The 16,478-nt window shown below is 66.4% G+C and carries 14 protein-coding genes; 9 read left to right on the forward strand and 5 right to left on the reverse strand.

The genetic code is table 11. From position 1 onward, the window contains the following. Nucleotides 1-63: 63 nt before the first annotated feature. Entirely contained in the window at nt 64-516 is a 453-nt protein-coding gene (locus MB901379_RS04990; RefSeq protein WP_408632359.1) for a tRNA (cytidine(34)-2'-O)-methyltransferase, read from the reverse strand. A gap of 149 nt (nt 517-665) precedes the next feature. On the opposite strand from MB901379_RS04990, the gene MB901379_RS04995 reads away from it, so the two are divergent. From MB901379_RS04995 to MB901379_RS05020, 6 genes are all read left to right on the forward strand, one after another. Continuing rightward, nucleotides 666-1,271, forward strand: coding sequence for a class I SAM-dependent methyltransferase (locus MB901379_RS04995; RefSeq protein ID WP_158015627.1), 606 nt, complete (start codon nt 666-668; stop codon nt 1,269-1,271). A 375-nt stretch (nt 1,272-1,646) separates the two neighbouring features. Further along, nucleotides 1,647-4,433, forward strand: coding sequence for a sensor histidine kinase (locus tag MB901379_RS05000; RefSeq protein ID WP_174236978.1), 2,787 nt, complete (start codon nt 1,647-1,649; stop codon nt 4,431-4,433). Then, nucleotides 4,430-4,861 carry a serine protease inhibitor gene (locus MB901379_RS05005; RefSeq protein WP_158015628.1) on the forward strand — a complete coding sequence of 144 codons (432 nt, stop codon included), beginning with the start codon at nt 4,430-4,432 and terminating at the stop codon, nt 4,859-4,861. The genes MB901379_RS05000 and MB901379_RS05005 overlap by 4 nt, the downstream gene beginning before the upstream one ends. After that, on the forward strand, nt 4,837-5,232 hold the full coding sequence (locus MB901379_RS05010) for a DUF742 domain-containing protein (protein WP_158015629.1): 396 nt from the start codon (nt 4,837-4,839) through the stop codon (nt 5,230-5,232). The genes MB901379_RS05005 and MB901379_RS05010 overlap by 25 nt, the downstream gene beginning before the upstream one ends. Then, nucleotides 5,213-5,815 carry a GTP-binding protein gene (locus tag MB901379_RS05015; protein WP_158015630.1) on the forward strand — a complete coding sequence of 201 codons (603 nt, stop codon included), beginning with the start codon at nt 5,213-5,215 and terminating at the stop codon, nt 5,813-5,815. Before MB901379_RS05010 ends, MB901379_RS05015 begins: the two co-directional genes overlap by 20 nt. Nucleotides 5,816-5,832: 17 nt before the next feature. Then, on the forward strand, nt 5,833-6,393 hold the full coding sequence (locus MB901379_RS05020) for a pentapeptide repeat-containing protein (RefSeq protein ID WP_158018952.1): 561 nt from the start codon (nt 5,833-5,835) through the stop codon (nt 6,391-6,393). Nucleotides 6,394-6,397: 4 nt separating this feature from the next. Here the strand turns inward: MB901379_RS05020 and MB901379_RS05025 are convergent, their stop codons facing one another. The 3 genes from MB901379_RS05025 to MB901379_RS05035 form a co-directional block, all read right to left on the reverse strand. Continuing rightward, nucleotides 6,398-8,908, reverse strand: coding sequence for an ATP-binding cassette domain-containing protein (locus MB901379_RS05025; protein WP_158015631.1), 2,511 nt, complete (start codon nt 8,906-8,908; stop codon nt 6,398-6,400). A 42-nt stretch (nt 8,909-8,950) separates the two neighbouring features. Continuing rightward, the gene (locus MB901379_RS05030) at nt 8,951-11,587 is read right to left on the reverse strand and encodes an FHA domain-containing protein (protein ID WP_158015632.1); all 2,637 of its coding nucleotides are present in this window, start codon (nt 11,585-11,587) and stop codon (nt 8,951-8,953) included. Nucleotides 11,588-11,726: 139 nt separating this feature from the next. Further along, a complete protein-coding gene (locus MB901379_RS05035; RefSeq protein WP_158015633.1) occupies nt 11,727-12,935 on the reverse strand; it encodes an NADH:flavin oxidoreductase in 1,209 nt (402 codons plus the stop codon). A 65-nt stretch (nt 12,936-13,000) separates the two neighbouring features. On the opposite strand from MB901379_RS05035, the gene MB901379_RS05040 reads away from it, so the two are divergent. Further along, nucleotides 13,001-13,846: a bifunctional methylenetetrahydrofolate dehydrogenase/methenyltetrahydrofolate cyclohydrolase gene (locus MB901379_RS05040; RefSeq protein ID WP_158015634.1), complete on the forward strand. Its 846-nt coding sequence runs from the start codon at nt 13,001-13,003 to the stop codon at nt 13,844-13,846. Continuing rightward, nucleotides 13,843-14,136, forward strand: coding sequence for a DUF3017 domain-containing protein (locus MB901379_RS05045; protein WP_158015635.1), 294 nt, complete (start codon nt 13,843-13,845; stop codon nt 14,134-14,136). The genes MB901379_RS05040 and MB901379_RS05045 overlap by 4 nt, the downstream gene beginning before the upstream one ends. Before the next feature lie 3 nt (nt 14,137-14,139). Here MB901379_RS05045 and MB901379_RS05050 read toward each other — a convergent pair whose 3' ends face one another. Beyond that, the gene (locus MB901379_RS05050; RefSeq protein ID WP_232021993.1) at nt 14,140-14,559 is read right to left on the reverse strand and encodes a DUF732 domain-containing protein; all 420 of its coding nucleotides are present in this window, start codon (nt 14,557-14,559) and stop codon (nt 14,140-14,142) included. A gap of 269 nt (nt 14,560-14,828) precedes the next feature. On the opposite strand from MB901379_RS05050, the gene MB901379_RS05055 reads away from it, so the two are divergent. Next, the gene (locus MB901379_RS05055) at nt 14,829-16,271 is read left to right on the forward strand and encodes an FAD-binding oxidoreductase (RefSeq protein WP_158015637.1); all 1,443 of its coding nucleotides are present in this window, start codon (nt 14,829-14,831) and stop codon (nt 16,269-16,271) included. Nucleotides 16,272-16,478 lie beyond the last annotated feature (207 nt).

Here is a 16,478-nt window from a genome sequence, read left to right on the forward strand (position 1 = left end):
GTATTGCGGTTCGGGCCAGCCGGTCTCGTGTTGGGGTGACATCACAGCTACTTCACAGGGTTCCTAGAGGGCCCCCCGGTAGCCCTGCTGTCGCCACGCTTCGTAGACGGCCACCGCCGCGGCGTTGGACAGGTTCAGCGAGCGCCGCCCGGCCAGCATGGGAATCCGCACCTGCTGGGTGATATGCGCGTCGGCGAGGGTTTCCGCGTCCAGCCCGGAGGGCTCCGGCCCGAACATCAGCACGTCGCCCGCGCGATAGCTGACGTCGGCGAACGCAACAGCGGCTTGCGTGGTAAATGCAAACACCCGCGCCGGCGATAGCACCTTCCATGCCGCGGTCAGCGACTCGTGGACGGTGACCGATGCCAGGTCGTGATAGTCCAGGCCGGCGCGTCGCAGCTTGGGTTCGGACAGGTCGAAGCCCAGTGGCTCCACCAGATGCAGTTCGCAGCCGGTCGCGGCCGCGGTGCGGATGGCATTGCCGGTATTGGGGGCGATGCGCGGTGAGTAGAACATCACCTTGAACACAACAGCCCCTCCTCCCGCTACCCGGAGTCATGAACGTGTTGGCTCGGCGCTCGTGCGCCAATCGCGGACTCAGCCGAGTTCATCGAGCTCGACCACGGGCGCGGCCGTGCCGGTCTTGCGGTTGCGATAATGCTCGCATGGTCGAGCAGAGCATCTGGATGCAGAAGGTCGCTGCCGATCCCGGACATTCGCAGTGGTATATCGAGCGCTTCCGCGCCATGGCGCAGGCCGGCAAGGATTTGGCTGGCGAGGCGCGCCTGGTCGACGCCGTTTCGCCCCGCGGCGCCCGCATCCTCGATGCCGGCTGCGGCCCAGGTCGGTTGGGTGGGTATCTGGTCGCGGCAGGTCACCACGTGGTCGGCGTCGATGTCGACCCGCAGCTCATCGAGGCGGCCAAGCAGGATCATCCCGGCCCGCACTGGCTGGTCGGCGACCTCGCCGAACTCGATTTGTGCACGCGCGGCATCACCGAGCCGTTCGACGTGATCGTGTCCGCAGGCAACGTCATGACTTTTCTTGCCCCCAGCACCCGAGTCCAGGTGCTGGGCCGATTACGGGCCCACCTCCGCGACGACGGTCGGGCGGTGATCGGCTTCGGCGCCGGTCGCGAGTACGAATTCACCCAGTTTCTCGACGACGCGGCAGATGCGCGATTTGTACCCGATCTGCTGCTGTCCACCTGGGATCTGCGACCGTTCACCGATGACTCCCAGTTCCTGGTCGCCCTGCTCAGGCCGGCGTAGGCCGGCCGCGCGCCGCGCGCCGCATGCCCCGCCGGAGCCAGGCAAAATCGTTGCAGCACAGCATAATCCGGCAAGCCAAAACAAAGTCGCCTCGCCTGATTAGAAGTCTGCGGGCCGGTGGTTGTCGCATTGTGGGGCCGCGCACACCAGCCGGGGATTTGCCCATTTGGTCCACAGCCCGTTGCGGGACCGGCTATCTGCTCGGTAACAATTATGGAGACCTCGGCTTTGGGCTGTCATACTCGTCGGATTGCCAGGCGTTTGCGTGGTGCCCAGCTGCCGGGCGGGTGAAATTGAGTGGAAAGTTTGCATGAGTCTCTGGTTTCTGCGAGCACGACACATTGAGGCTGCGGCCGGTCGTACGGCCGCAATCACATGACCATGTTCACCCGCCCGACCACTCCGGTCGGGGCGGTTCCACCCGGCGAGCCCACTGCCCCCGGTGCGCACCCCGCGGCACCGAAACGTCCGCCGGCCTGGTCCCCGAGCAACTGGCCGGTGGTCTGGAAAGTCGTTGCGATAGCGCTAGTTCCGCTGCTGTTGGCGGCGGTTCTCGGTGGGCTGCGAGTCCGTGGTGAGCTGGTCAACTCGAGCAGTCTGCGGCTGGCCGATGCCCGCGCCGACGTCATCGCGGCGGTCACCAAATACATGTCGGCCCTGGATGTCGCACTACTGGCAAGCTCCACCGGACGTGACGTCGAGGGGGCAAAGAAGAACTTCGCGGCCCGCAAATACGAGCTGCAAACCCGACTGGCGAATACCGACGTGATCCCCGACGTGCGCACCGGGGTGAACACCCTATTGAACGGCGGCCAGTCGCTGCTGGATGCCGTGCTGGCCAACAGCATTGGATTGCGTGATCGGCTCACTACCTACGCACCGCTGCTGTTGACAGCCGAGGATGCGATCAATGCGTCGGTACGCGTCGACAGCGAGCAGATCCGGGCACAGGTTAAGGGCCTGAGCCGCGCAGTCGGCTCCCGCGGACAGATGACCATGCAAGAAATTCTGGTGACCCGAGGAGCCGATCTTCCCGAGCCGCAACTGCGTACGGCGATGATTACGCTGGCCGGAACCGAGCCCTCCACGCTGTTCGGGATGACAGAACTGCTCGGTGTCGGCTCTCCGGATGCGAAGAATCTGCAGCAACAAATGGTGACCCGGATGGCCATCATGTCGGATCCGGCCAGCGCGCTGGTCAACAACCCTGAGCTGCTGCGATCGATCCAGACCACCCGCGATATCGCCGAACAGATCATTACCAGCGCCACCGGGGCGGTGACCAAGTCGGTGCAGGCCCAGGCCGCCAGTCGACGCGACGCCGCCATCCGTGACGCGGTGCTGGTGTTGGGCGCCATCGTCGTCGTGGTGGTCATCGTGTTTTTGGTGGCACGCACACTGGTCAGACCGCTGCGCATGCTGCGCGACGGCGCCTTGAAAGTCGCCCACACCGACCTCGAGGAAGAGCTCGCCCGAGTCCGTGCTGGCGCCGAACCGATCCCCGAGCCGCTACCCGTTTACACCACCGAGGAGATGGGGCAGGTCGCCCATGCGGTCGATGAACTGCACGCCCAGACCCTCCTACTGGCGGGCGACGAAGCGCGGCTGAGATTGCTGGTCAACGATATGTTCGAGACCATGTCGCGGCGTAGCCGTTCACTGGTCGATCAGCAGTTGTCGCTCATCGACGGGCTGGAGCGCAACGAGGAAGATCCCGACCGCCTCGACCGCTTGTTCCGCCTCGATCACCTCACCGCCCGGCTGCGCCGCAACAGCGCTAACCTGCTGGTGCTGGCGGGTGCGCAGATTTCACGAGACCAGCGCGATCCGGTGCCGCTGTCGACGGTGATCAGCGCCGCCGCGTCGGAAGTCGAGGACTACCGGCGGGTCGAAACAGGTGGGGTCGCCGACTGCACGGTGATCGGCGCGGCGGCGGGCAGTGTCATCCATCTTCTTGCCGAGTTGATCGACAACGCGCTGAGCTATTCGCCGCCCACCACGAAGGTTCGGGTGTCGGCGGTGCGGGGCAGTGAGGGCGGGGCTCTGCTGCGCATCGCGGACTCCGGCCTGGGCATGACCGACTCCGATCGACGCATGGCCAACATGCGGCTTCATTCCGGCGGTGACGTGACTCCAGACAACGCCCGACATATGGGTCTTTTTGTGGTGGGCAAGCTGGCCGCCCGGCACGGTCTCCGGGTGGGGTTGCGCGGCCCGGCCGCCGGCGAAGCGGGCAACGGCACCACCGCCGAGGTCTATCTGCCGCGCACGGTGCTGGTCGAGGGTCAGCGACCGGGCGATGCGGGGGCGTCCGGCGATACCCGGGCGCGCCCGCCCCGCGCATTTGTGGTCACGCCGCCGAGCGCCCCACCAGCCCATGCCGCCGAACCTGTCGCCGCGGTCGCCTCGCACCAGAGCGGCGCCGGCCAGCCGGTGCCGCCGGTCGCCTTGTTGCCGCGACGCAGCCCGGGGTCCAGCGGCATCACCGATGTCCCGGGCGAGCCGGTCGAGCAGCAACAACGGCCACCCCGGCGTCAACTGAAAACACCCTGGTGGGAAACCGGCGTCCAGCGGGAACCCGGACAGGCCGCGGAGCCGGCCCCGCGATCGGGCCAGCCGACATCGGCATCGGACACCTCGGCCTTTTTTGCCCGGCGCCCGCCTGCCGCCAGCCCGCCGCCCGTCACACCCACATCGCCGGTCCGGACCGCGGCGCCGGCGGCATCCGAATCGTCCGAGCCGACCGTGTCGGCGAGACCCGACGATGACGATGTGATCTATCGGCGGATGCTGTCGGAAATGATGAGTGACCCGCACGAGCTGGCGCACAGTCCCGACCTGAATTGGCGGTCGGTATGGGACCGCGGCTGGTCGGCGGCCGCCGAGGCCCAGGACGCGCCCATCGAGGCTCGGACCGACCACGGGTTGCCGGTGCGCACTCCCGGCGCCCGATTGGTGCCAGGAGCGGCCCATGCCGAGCCGGATGCGCACGATCAGCCGGTGCCACGGGGCGGGGGATTTGATTCCGGTCAGCAGCCGCAACGCGGCACCTCGGCGCGTGATCCGGACGCGGTTCGCTCGTCCATAAGCAGCCATTTCGGCGGAGTGCACACGGGCCGGGCGCATGCCCGCAGCACCAGGCAGGAACCCGATCAGCGATGAACACTCGTACGTCGGAAAGCCCGCTGGACTGGCTGGTGTCCAAGTTTGCCCGCGAGATACCCGGGGTGGCACACGCCCTGTTGGTGTCGGTCGATGGTCTGCCCGTGGCCGCCAGCGAGTATCTGCCCCGGGAACGTGCGGATCAGTTGGCCGCGGTGGCGTCCGGGCTGGCCAGCCTGGCCGGCGGCGCCGCGCAGCTATTCGAGGGCGGCCAGGTACTGCAATCGGTGGTCGAAATGCAGAATGGTTTCCTGCTGCTGATGCGGGTCGGTGACGGCTCGCATCTGGCGACGTTGGCGGTGACCGGCTGCGACATCGGGCAGATCGGTTACGAGATGGCCATCCTGGCCGAACGGGTCGGCAGCGTTGTGCAGTCGGCCCGCCGCTCCAATCCAGAGCCGCAATGGACAGACGCGAGCCGCCGCTAGCCTCGCCGGCGGCGCTGCGGAAGGCCAACCTGGTCCGCCCGTACACGCTGACGGCCGGACGCACTGGTACCGATGTCGAGCTCCCGCTGGAAGCGCCCGTGCACGCACTGCAGGCAGGTGTGGTCCGTCGGTGGCCGCCCAACGATGTGCGAGGCAAGATCATCCGGTTGTGCGCCGACGGCCACTCGAGTCCTTCGGTGGCAGAGATCTCGGCTCATCTGGATTTGCCGGTGGGCGTCGCGCGCGTCCTGGTGGGTGATCTGGTGACGTCCGATTACCTTCAGGTGCACAGGACCTTGACCGACCGTTCGACTTGCGATGAGCGCTACGAACTCATAGGGAGGACCCTGCGTGGCCTTAAAGCACTCTGAGGCGCACTCTGAACCGCACCGCACCGCATCGACGAAGATCGTCATTGCGGGCGGATTCGGTGCCGGCAAGACCACCTTCGTCGGCGCGGTTTCGGAGATCATGCCTTTGCGTACCGAAGCGATGGTTACCGATGCGTCGTTCGGCGTCGACATGCTTGCGGCCACACCGGACAAGCGGACCACCACGGTCGCGATGGACTTCGGTCGCATCACCTTGGCCGAGGACCTGGTGCTCTACCTGTTTGGCACGCCCGGCCAGCGCCGGTTCTGGTTCATGTGGGATGACCTGGTACGCGGTGCGATCGGTGCCATCGTTCTGGTGGACTGCCGTCGGTTGGAGGACAGTTTCGCCGCGGTCGATTTCTTCGAGCACCGCAGCTTGCCATTTCTGGTCGCGGTCAATGAATTCCACGGTGCACCGAGGTATTCGATGGCTGAGGTGCGTGACGCGCTGACGTTGCCCCCGCACATTCCGGTGATCGCGGTGGATGCCCGCGATCGCAAATCGGCGACCGACGCGCTGATCGAGGTCAGTGAATACGCGCTGGCCAGGCTGTCGCCGACGTTTTCGGCGGGCCGCTAATGACCGCGCAACCGGACCTGCCGCAGTGGTTCGACTGCGAATTCACCGGCCGGGATTTTCGTGACGAGGATCTCAGCCGGTTGCGGACCGAACGGGCCGTGTTCTCCGAGTGCGACTTCAGCGGTGTCAACCTGACCGAATCTGAGCACCGAGGATCGGCCTTTCGCAACTGCACCTTCGAACGAACGATGATGTGGCACAGCACATTTGCGCAGTGCAGCATGCTGGGCTCGGTGTTCGTGCAATGCCGGCTGCGGCCGTTGACATTCGACGAGGTCGATTTCACGCTCGCGGTGCTCGCCGGCAACGACCTGCGTGGTGTCGACCTGAGTGGCTGCCGGCTGCGGGAGGCCAGCTTGGTCGAGGCGGACTTGCGTAAGTGCGTGCTGCGCGGGGCCGACCTGCGCGGAGCACGTACCACCGGCGCCAAGTTGGACGCCGCCGATCTGCGGGGCGCGACAGCGGACCCGTCGCTGTGGAGGACCGCGTCGCTGGCCGGGACGCGGGTCGACGTCCCGCAGGCCTTGGCGTTTTCCCTGGCACATGGCCTTTGCTTGGACGGGGGGCTGGACGAGTGATCGGTCAGTGGCGCTTGAGCCGGATCCGCCATCGCACAATGCCGCAGTACACGACCGACAGCACGGCCAGCATCGCCATGTCGAACAGCCACACGGTGCGGCTGTGGGTCCAATGGCTGTCCTCCGGGCTGAGCGAACCGGGCACCAGTTCGCGCAGGTTAACCGTGGCCGCCGAGGCGGCGTAGCCCCAGCGGGCCGGCGTCAGCCACGACAGCTGGTCAAGGAAGATCCGATTGGTCACGGGTACCACGCCTCCCGCGAGCACCAGCTGCAGCATGAGCGAGACCACCAGCAGCGGCATGATCTGCTCGTTGGACCGCGCGATCGAGGACAACACCAATCCGAGAATCGCCGATGCCATACAGGTCGCCGCGACGGTGGTGTACAGCTCGACACTCGGGTTGCCGAGCAGCACCGCGTGCTGTGTCGGCGCGCCCTTACCCAGCAGCACAATGCCGGTCGCGATCGCCGCTTGGATGCCGGCGAACGCGCAGAACACCGACACCTTGGCGCTGAGGTAGGCCCAGGTCGACAAACCGACGGCCTGTTCGCGACGGAAAATGGCGCGCTCACCGATCAGATCACGAATGGTCAGCGCGGTACCCATGAAGACCGCGGCAACGCTGAGCAGATTCAGAATTTGTGCGGCTTCGTCGGGGGTCTGACTGGTCGGTTGGGCAATACCGAACCCGGTGTCTCCCGGCACCGTCAGTGACAGCGCACCCAGAATGAACGGCAGGACTGCCAGGAACGTGAAGTAGGCGCGGTCGGCGATGACCAGGCGCACTTGTCGACGCGTGATCGTGGAGAACTGGCGCAACACGCTGGTGTGCGCCGGGGCACCCAAATCGGCGGGCTTTTTCGTCTGCGCCGCCGGTGCGGGCCGGTGCTGGGCCAGGAAGCGGCGGTTGGCCTCATCGGGGTCGGCGCCCACCTTCGCAAAGATCTGGGCCCAATTGGTGGTGCCCATCGCGCGCCCGATTTGGTCGGGGGGGCCGAGGTAGGCGGTCTTACCCCCGGGAGCCATCAGCAACACCTGATCGCAGACATCCAGGTAGGTCAGCGAATGGGTAACCACCAGCACCACTCGGCCGGCGTCGGCCAGTTGTCGCAGCATCGTCATGACCTGCAGGTCCAGCGCCGGGTCCAGGCCCGAGGTGGGCTCATCGAGGATCAGCAGCGACGGTCCGGTGAGTAGTTCCAGTGCCACCGATGCGCGTTTGCGTTGGCCGCCGGACAGCTTGGAGACCCGGGTATCGGCCTGCTCGGTGAGCCCCAGCTCCTCGAGCACCCCGGCGACCACCTGCTCGCGATCCTGTTTACTCGTGTCGGGCGGCAACCGCAGCTCAGCGGCGTAGCCGAGGGCCTGGTTGATGGTGAGCTGCCGGTGCACAACGTCGTCCTGGGGGACCATCCCGATCCTGCTGCGCAAGGATGCGTAGTCGGCGTGGATGTTGTGGCCCTCGAAGGTCACCGTGCCCGAGGTGGGGCTGGTGTAGCCGGCGACCAGCCGCGCCAGCGTGGTCTTGCCTACGCCGGATCCACCGATGACGGCGGTTAGTGAGCCCGGCGGCGCGGTCAGCGAAACATTCTCGAGCAGGGTGTCCCCGCCGACGCCGAAGCCGACCGCGCTGACCTCGAGTCCACCGGCGCGGGTGGCCGCTTCGGTGCGGCGCACCAAGGTGTCGCCGGTGAATGCCAGGTCGACGTTGCCGATGGTGACCACGTCACCTTCGCGCAGAATCGCCGACCCCACCCGGATCCCGTTGACGAAGGTTCCGTTGATGCTGTGCGCGTCGCGGATTTCGATACCCAGGTGTGTCGGGGTCAGGAATGCGTGGTGCCGCGAAGCCAGCACATCGGAAACCACGATGTCGTTGTCGGCCGCGCGCCCGATCGATGCGGCGGCCGCGACCGGCGGCGCCAGCTCGGAATCCGCGCCCAGGACATAGACCGTCCTGGTCGGCCAAGGAGTCGCCGGAGCGGGGCTCATGTGCGGGGCGGGCGGGGGGATCGGAAGGGCCGTCGAGGCCGACGTGGGCCGGACGCCGGCGACGGGGCCCGGCGGCAGATCTGGGGGCGGCATGGGTCGTAACGGCGGTCGCGGCGGGGATGGTGGTGACGGCTCGGCGCCGGGCCGCGGATGGCTGGATGGGTCGGCCACCGTGTGGTTCTCGGTCGGCGGAAGCAGCCCGATCAGGCCTCGGTGGTGTCCGACTTCGAAGGTGATTTGCGGCCCGTCGCGCCTACCGAGGTTGATGGCCAGGCCGTCTTGGATGTCGACCAGTGGGACCCGACGGCCATTGACGAATATCCCGTGCTGCGAATTGTTGTCGATCGCGATCCAGCTCCCCTGCTCGAAGCGCACCAGGAGGTGCGCGCGGTCGATCAGCGGGTGCGCGACGCGCAAGTCGGCGCGCAGGTCGCTGCCGACGATCACGTCCGGGCCGGCGGCGAAGCTACGTTGCGACCGGTCAGACCGAACCGTCAGCACCGGACGCTGAGCTCCAGTCACCACATCAGATTAGTTGCGCGTGTCGGAGATTAGTTGTGCGCATCAGCGGCGCTTGAGCCGAATTCTCCACCACACCGCCGCGGTATAGGCGATGGACAACACCGCAAGCATGGCCATGTCGAACAGCCACGCGCTGGCCTTGTGGTCCCAGTGTTGGTCTTTGGGGTCCGTCGGCCCCGGCACCAGGCGGTGGGTGTCGATCGTCGACGCCGATGCCGCGAATCCCCAGCGGGCGGGGGTGAACCAGGACAACTGATCGAGCAGGAATCGGTCGGTCACCCAGATCATCCCGCCGGAGAACACCAGCTGCGACATGATCGATACCACCAGCATCGGCATGATCTGATCCTGCGACTGGGCCAGTGATGACAGCGCCATGCCGAGGAGCGCCGAAGCCACGCAGGTCGCGGCAACGGTGACGAACAGCTCGAATCTGACGTCGCCCAACAGCACGGCGTCCGACAGCGGCTTGCCCCAGCCGATCACCGAGATCAGAGTGGCGATCCCGGCCTGAACGATGGCAAACGCGCAGAACACCACGATTTTGGCGCCCAGGTAGGCCGCCGTCGACAAGCCCACTGCCTGTTCACGGCGGAAGATGGGACGCTCACCGATCAGGTCACGGATCGTTAACGCGGTACCCATGAACACGGCGCCGACGTTGAGCATCACCAGAATCTGGTCGGGCTGGGCCGGGTTGTTGCCGAGCGGATCCGACATGCCGTATCCGGTCTTGCCGCGAACGGTGAGGGTAAGGAATCCGATCAGAAAGGGCAGCAGGGCCAGAAACACCGTGTAGCCGCGGTCGGACACGACCAGGCGAACCTGCCGGCGGGCCACCGTGGAGAACTGGTGCAGCACGTCGGTGTGCACCGGTTCGCCCAGGTCGACCGCGGGACTGGCTTCCGACGGCACAGCCGGCTGGGCCTCTTTCTGGGCCAGGAAACGGCGATTGGCTTCGTCGGGGTCGGCGCCCACCTTGGTGAAGATGTCGGCCCAGTTGGTGGTGCCCATGGCCTGGCCGATCTCGCTGGGCGCACCCAGGAAGGCCGTCTTGCCACCGGGAGCTACCAGCAGCAGCTGATCGCATACGTCGAGGTAGGCCACCGAATGTGTGACGATGAGCACCACGCGACCGGCGTCGGCCAGTTGACGCAGCATCAGCATCACTTGCCGATCCAGCGCCGGGTCCAGGCCAGTGGTCGGTTCGTCGAGGATCAGCAAAGACGGCCCGGTGAGTAGCTCGAGGGCGACCGACGCGCGTTTGCGCTGTCCACCCGACAGCTTGTCGACGCGGGTGTCGGCATGTTTGGTCAGCTCGAGTTCCTCGAGCACCTGGGCGACCACCTGCGCGCGGTCGGCTTTGCTGGTGTCGGGCGGTAGCCGCAGTTCGGCGGCGTAACCGAGCGCTTGATTGACGGTCAGTTGGCGGTGCACCACGTCGTCCTGCGGCACCATCCCGATCCTGCTGCGCATGGACGCGTATTCGGCGTGGATGTTGTGGCCCTCAAAGGTCACTGTTCCCGAGCTGGGGCTGGTGTATCCGGCGATCAGCCGGGACAGCGTGGTCTTGCCGGCGCCGGACCCGCCGATGATCGCGGTCAGTGAACCGGGACGGGCGGTCAGCGAGATGTGATCGAGAAGTTGCTTGCCGTCGATCGAGAAGCACACCGACTTGACCTCTAAGCCGCCGGTGCGGGCCGCCGCTTCGGTTCTCCGGATCAGAGTGCCCCCGGTGAACGTCAGGTCCACGTTGCCGATGGTGACCACGTCGCCTTCCGTCAGCACCGCCGAGCCCACCCGGACGCCGTTGACGAAGGTGCCATTGACGCTGTGTGCGTCGCGGATCTCGGTGCCCAGCGGCGTCAACGTGAGGAATGCGTGGTGACGGGACGCCAAGACGTCCGGGATGACGATGTCGTTGTCGGTGGCGCGGCCGATGGTGACGGAGCCGGCCGGTGTCTCGGGTGTCCCGCCCCGGGGCCGCAGGGCATGGAACATCTTCGTAGCAAGATTTGCCACTTCGGTTGGCTTGGCGGTGCTGGACCCGGGTGGCGGTGGCGGTGGCGGGTGCAGCCCGGTACGGGGTGGCGCGGGTGCGAAGTGGGTCGACGACGGCGGTGGTGCGGTGCTCGGATACCCGGCTGGTGGCCACGGAGCGGAGCTGCTGGGGTACATGGGTTGCCCCGCGATTTCCGTCGGGGGCGGCGGCGGGCCGGGACGTAGCCGGCTGGTTGGCGGCGAGGGCCAATCGGCTTGATGTGTAGTCGATGGCGGAGCCAGCTGGGTGGGGTAGTGACCCGACGACCGGGCTGCGGGCGCGACGATGCGCATGGACTCGGTCCGGGGCGGGCGCCCGGCCATCCCCGCGTGGCGCCCGACCTCGAAGGTCAGCAGCGGCCCGTCGGGATTTCCGATGTTGAGGGTCTGGCCGTCATAAATCTCGACCAGCGGCACCCGGCGACCGTTGACATACGTACCGTTCAGCGAATTGTTGTCGATCGCCAGCCAGCGGCCCTGCTCGAAGCGGAGTAGGAGATGCGCACGCGAGATCAGCGGATGGGTGATTCGCATATCGGCACGCAAGTCGCGTCCGACTACCACGTCATGGCCCGCCGCGAAGGTGCGTTGTGACCCGTCACAGCGAACGGTCAGCGCTGGTGAGGCAGGTTGGGGCATCGAAATCAACTGTATCTAAGCTTTTTGTTTCCCTTGATCCGCCGCGCATACCCGCCCAACTCATCGCGCAGGCCCGTGCACTGCGACCCCGTCTACCTACCCCGGTCCCGCACCAGCGAACGGACGGCCAGCGCGGGAATCAGGGCGCGTCGGTCGCGTGCGGCGCCCCGGTGACCACACAGCGTGTCCGGCTGTAGATGGTCGGCATGCACTGATTGCAGTGCGTGCAGGCGGACTGCACACGGCTGCCGTCGGCGGCGATCCGCTTGATTAGGTCGGGTTCGGCCAGTAGCGCCCGCGCCATGGCCACGAACTCGAATCCCTCGGCCATCGCCAGGTCCATGGTCTCGCGGTTGGAGATGCCACCCAGCAAGATCAGCGGCATCGTCAGCTCGGCGCGAAACAGGCGAGCATCGCGCAGCAGATAGGCCTCGCGATAGGGGTATTCGCGCAGGAACTTCTTGCCCATCATCCGCACTCCCCAGCGCATCGGGGGTTTGAAGGCGGCTGCGAACTCCTTGACCGGCGCGTCGCCGCGGAACAAGTACATCGGGTTGACCAGGGAACTGCCCGCGGTGAGTTCGATCGCGTCCAATCCGCCGTCTTCCTGCAGCCACGTGGCGGTGGTCAGCGACTCCTCGGTGCTGATGCCGCCGCGAACGCCGTCGGCCATGTTGAGCTTGGCGGTCACCGCCATCTGCCGCATTCCCTCGTTGTCCAGCGCCCGGCGAACCGCCAGCACCAATCCGCGCGCAACCTTTGCCCGGTTCTGCAGCGATCCGCCGAACTCGTCGGTTCGGCGGTTGATCAGTGGAGATAGAAAAGCGCTCGCCAAATAGTTATGGCCTAAATGGATCTCGACCGCGTCGAAGCCCGCCTCGGCCGCTAAACGTGCGGCGCCGGCATGCGCGGCCAGCACGTCGTCGATGTCATCCCGGCTGGCCTTCTTGGCAAACCGCATCGCGATCGGATTGAAGAACCGAACCGGCGCCAGGGCGGTCGCCTTGTTGGAGCGGGCATCGGCCACCGGCCCTGCGTGGCCGATCTGCGCGCTGACCGCCGCACCTTCGGCGTGGATCGCCTCGGTGAGTCGGCGCAGCCCCGGCACCGCCTCCGGGCGCATCCAGATCTGTTCGCCACCGGTGCGCCCGCCGGGGGAGACCGCGCAATAGGCAACGGTGGTCATGCCGACCCCGCCGGCGGCGGGCTGCCGGTGGTATTCGATCAGGTCGTCGGTCACCAGCGCATCGGGCGTACGCGCTTCGAAGGTTGCCGCCTTGATGACTCGGTTGCGCAGGGTAAGGGGGCCCAGCTTGGCGGGGCTAAGTACGTCCGGGGCAGGGGACATAGCAGGAGCCTACGCGCGCGGGCCGCCGTCATTGGCTCCGCGGCGGCCGTGCCAGACTGTCTGGCGTGGGCGCAATCACGCTGGACGGCAAGGCCACCCGAGACGACATCTTCGTCGACCTGAAGCAGCGGGTTGCGGCGCTAGCTGCATCCGGCCGCACTCCCGGACTGGGCACCATCCTGATCGGTGACGATCCGGGCTCGCAGACCTACGTGCGCGGTAAGCACGCCGATTGCGCGAAGGTCGGCATCACCTCGATCCGCCGCGACCTGCCCGCCGACATCTCCACGGCCACGCTCAACGACACCATCGACGAATTGAACGCCAACCCCGATTGCACGGGATATATCGTGCAGCTGCCGCTGCCGAAGCAGCTCGATGAGAACGCGGCTCTGGAGCGCGTCGACCCCAACAAGGACGCCGACGGGCTGCACCCCACCAACCTGGGCCGGCTGGTTCTCAATACCCCGGCGTCGCTGCCTTGTACTCCGCGCGGCATCGTGCACCTGCTGCGGCGTTACCAGCTCCCCATCGCCGGGGCGCACGTGGTGGTGATCGGCCGTGGTGTGACGGTGGGCCGCCCGTTAGGGCTGTTGCTGACCCGTCGCGCGGAGAACGCGACGGTGACGTTGTGCCACACTGGAACCCGCGATTTGCCCGCACTGACCAGACAGGCCGACATCATCGTCGCGGCCGTCGGTGTGCCGCATATGCTCACTGCCGACATGGTGCGTCCCGGCGCCGCGGTCGTCGACGTCGGCGTTAGCCGCACCGACGACGGCCTGGTTGGCGACGTCCATCCCGATGTATGGGAGGTCGCCGGCCATATATCGCCGAATCCCGGTGGCGTCGGCCCGCTAACTCGTGCATTCCTGCTGACCAACGTTGTCGAGTTGGCCGAGCGGCAATGACCGCCAGGGCCTATTTCGGGCGCGCGCTGCGCGCCCAGTGGCCCATCCTGCTCGTCGGGCTGATCTTCACGGTGGCGTTCGTGCTGGCCGGGGCCAATTTCTGGCGCCGAGGTTCGTTGTTGATCGGTATCGGCGTGGGTGTGGCAGCGGCGCTGCGGCTGGTGCTGTCCGACGATCGCGCCGGGCTGCTGGTGGTGCGCAGCAAGGGCACCGACTTTGTCACCATGACGCTGGTCGGCGCGGCGATGGTCTACATCGCCTCAACGATCGACCCGTTGGGTACGGGCTGACCCTCAAAACGCCGGCACACCCGGTATCTGCTGCAGGGCGGATAGGTCGCCGTTGGCCGCACCCGACAGCACCTGCGGACAGTACGTCGAAATCGCAATACTGGTGAAGGCCGCCGCCATCGGCTTGGACATGCCGCTGGTGCGCGCGACCACGGTAGATACCGCCGCGTTGAACGATCCACCGGGCTGGGCGAGCATCGGACATACGGCCTGACCCAACGCCACCGCGTTTCCTGGGTCGCCGTAGTTGACGCCGGCGTCGTTGAGTGCGGTGATGAACTTGTCATCGATGGCATCGGCATCGGCCGGCGCGGCGAATGCTGCCGCTGCGGTGAGCACGCCCGCGGACACCGCTAGCAGACGAATGGTCAGTGGCTGATGGCGCCAGGCGTTGAGCACGGTTCCCCCGTCCGTATCGACCACGCACCAAAGCCTTCCGGCGCGCTTCACAGCACTCTTAAGAATCAAGCACTCACAGGAACCTTCGCGCATGGCCGTCACATTGCGGACACGATGCTGTCAAGGTTTGCGCTCCATGTGCCGCTTGTCTCGCCGTGTGGTGTGGCCGACCCATGATCGCGTTGCTCACTTCCGGCCGTGGCTACCAGGCGTGCCTGGAAACGACACGATCGCGTCACGCTGTTTCGCGACACGTTGTACGACAGTCTGTTTGGCCACCGCGATGGGCGACAATGCGGTCCATGATCTCTCGCCAGACGTTTCTTCGCGGCACCGTCGGAGCGGTGGCGACCTCGGCGCTGTTCGGTTCGGTGCGGGCCCGCGCGGACACGGTCGGCGACTGGTCCGGGCTGGCCTCCGCCATCGAGGGCCGCGTCCTGCTCCCGTCGAGCGGAGCCTCCTTCACTTCCGGTAAGCAGGTGTTCAATACGCGCTACAACGGCTCAAACCCGGCCGCGGTGATCGCGGTTGCTTCGCAGGCAGACGTCGAGAAGGCGGTTGCGTTCGCTGCCGCCAACAAACTCAAGATCGCCCCGCGCAGTGGCGGCCATTCCTACATCGGCGCGTCGACCGCAGGCGGCGCCATGGTTATCGACCTGCGCGGGTTGCCTGGCGGAGTGAATTTCGACGGTGCCACCGGTAACGTCACGATGCCGGCCGCGACCGGTCTATACGAGGTGCACAAGGCGTTGGCCCCCGCCGGGCGGACGATCCCCACCGGCAGCTGCCCGACAGTCGGCACCGCTGGCCTGACCCTTGGCGGCGGACTCGGTGCCGATTCCCGCCGCGCCGGCCTAACCTGTGATGCGCTTAAGTCAGCGACCGTCGTGTTGCCCACCGGTCAAACCGTCACCGCATCCGCTGACGAGCACCCCGATCTGTTCTGGGCCCTGCGTGGCGGCGGTGGTGGCAACTTTGGCGTCACCACGTCGATGACCTTCACAACGTTCCCAACGGCCGACGCTGACGTGGTCCGCGTCGACTTCACCCCGTCGTCGGCGGCCCAGGTGCTTTCCGGCTGGCAGACCTGGCTGGCATCGGCCGACCGCGATACGTGGGCGCTGATGGACATGTCGGTCGGCTCATCCAAGGCCAATTGCCACGTGCTGGCCGTGTGTCCGGCCGGTTCGGGTCGAGCAGTGGCCGATGCGCTCAAATCCGCGGCCGGTGTGCAACCTACCGGGGTCGAGATCAAGACACTGGGCTATATGGACCTGGTGACCTATCTGGCCGGGGGCAGCCCGACCAGTGCGCCGCGCGGCTTCGTGGCCGGATCCGATGTCATCGGTAACCTCAATCCGGCTGCAGCACAGGCGATTGTCACCGCGATTGGAAAGTGGCCGCCGGCGTCCGGACAGGCGGCGGCGATCATCGATCCGCTTTCCGGCGCAGTCGGTGACGTCGACCCCAGCGCTACCGCTTTCCCATGGCGTCGCCAGGCCGCGGTAGTGTCCTGGTACGTCGAGACACCCGGCAGCAGCCAAGCAGCCGCTGCCAACAAATGGATCAGCACCGCGCACCAAACGGTGCAACAGTTCTCGGTTGGCGGCTATGTCAACTATTTGGAAGCCAACACCGCGCCGTCGCGATACTTCGGTTCAAATCTGTCTCGGCTTACCGAGATCCGGCAGAAGTATGACCCCGATCGGTTGATGTACTCGGGTCTCAACTTCTGACGGCGATCCCCTGGGGTGCGGGACCTTCGCGGCCCGCCAATCCGACATCAGGGAGAAGACCGCGACGGGATAAACGGTGCGAAAAGATATCGGCGCCCACCGTGGACAAGATGTGCATTTTGCCCGCCCCCCCTGGCATTCGTTGGGAAATTTGCCCTTTAGCCAGCGTGATGGGAAGTGCGATCGTAGCGACAGTAGTGGAGTAGA

Source organism: Mycobacterium basiliense, from assembly GCF_900292015.1.
GTDB lineage: Bacteria > Actinomycetota > Actinomycetes > Mycobacteriales > Mycobacteriaceae > Mycobacterium > Mycobacterium basiliense.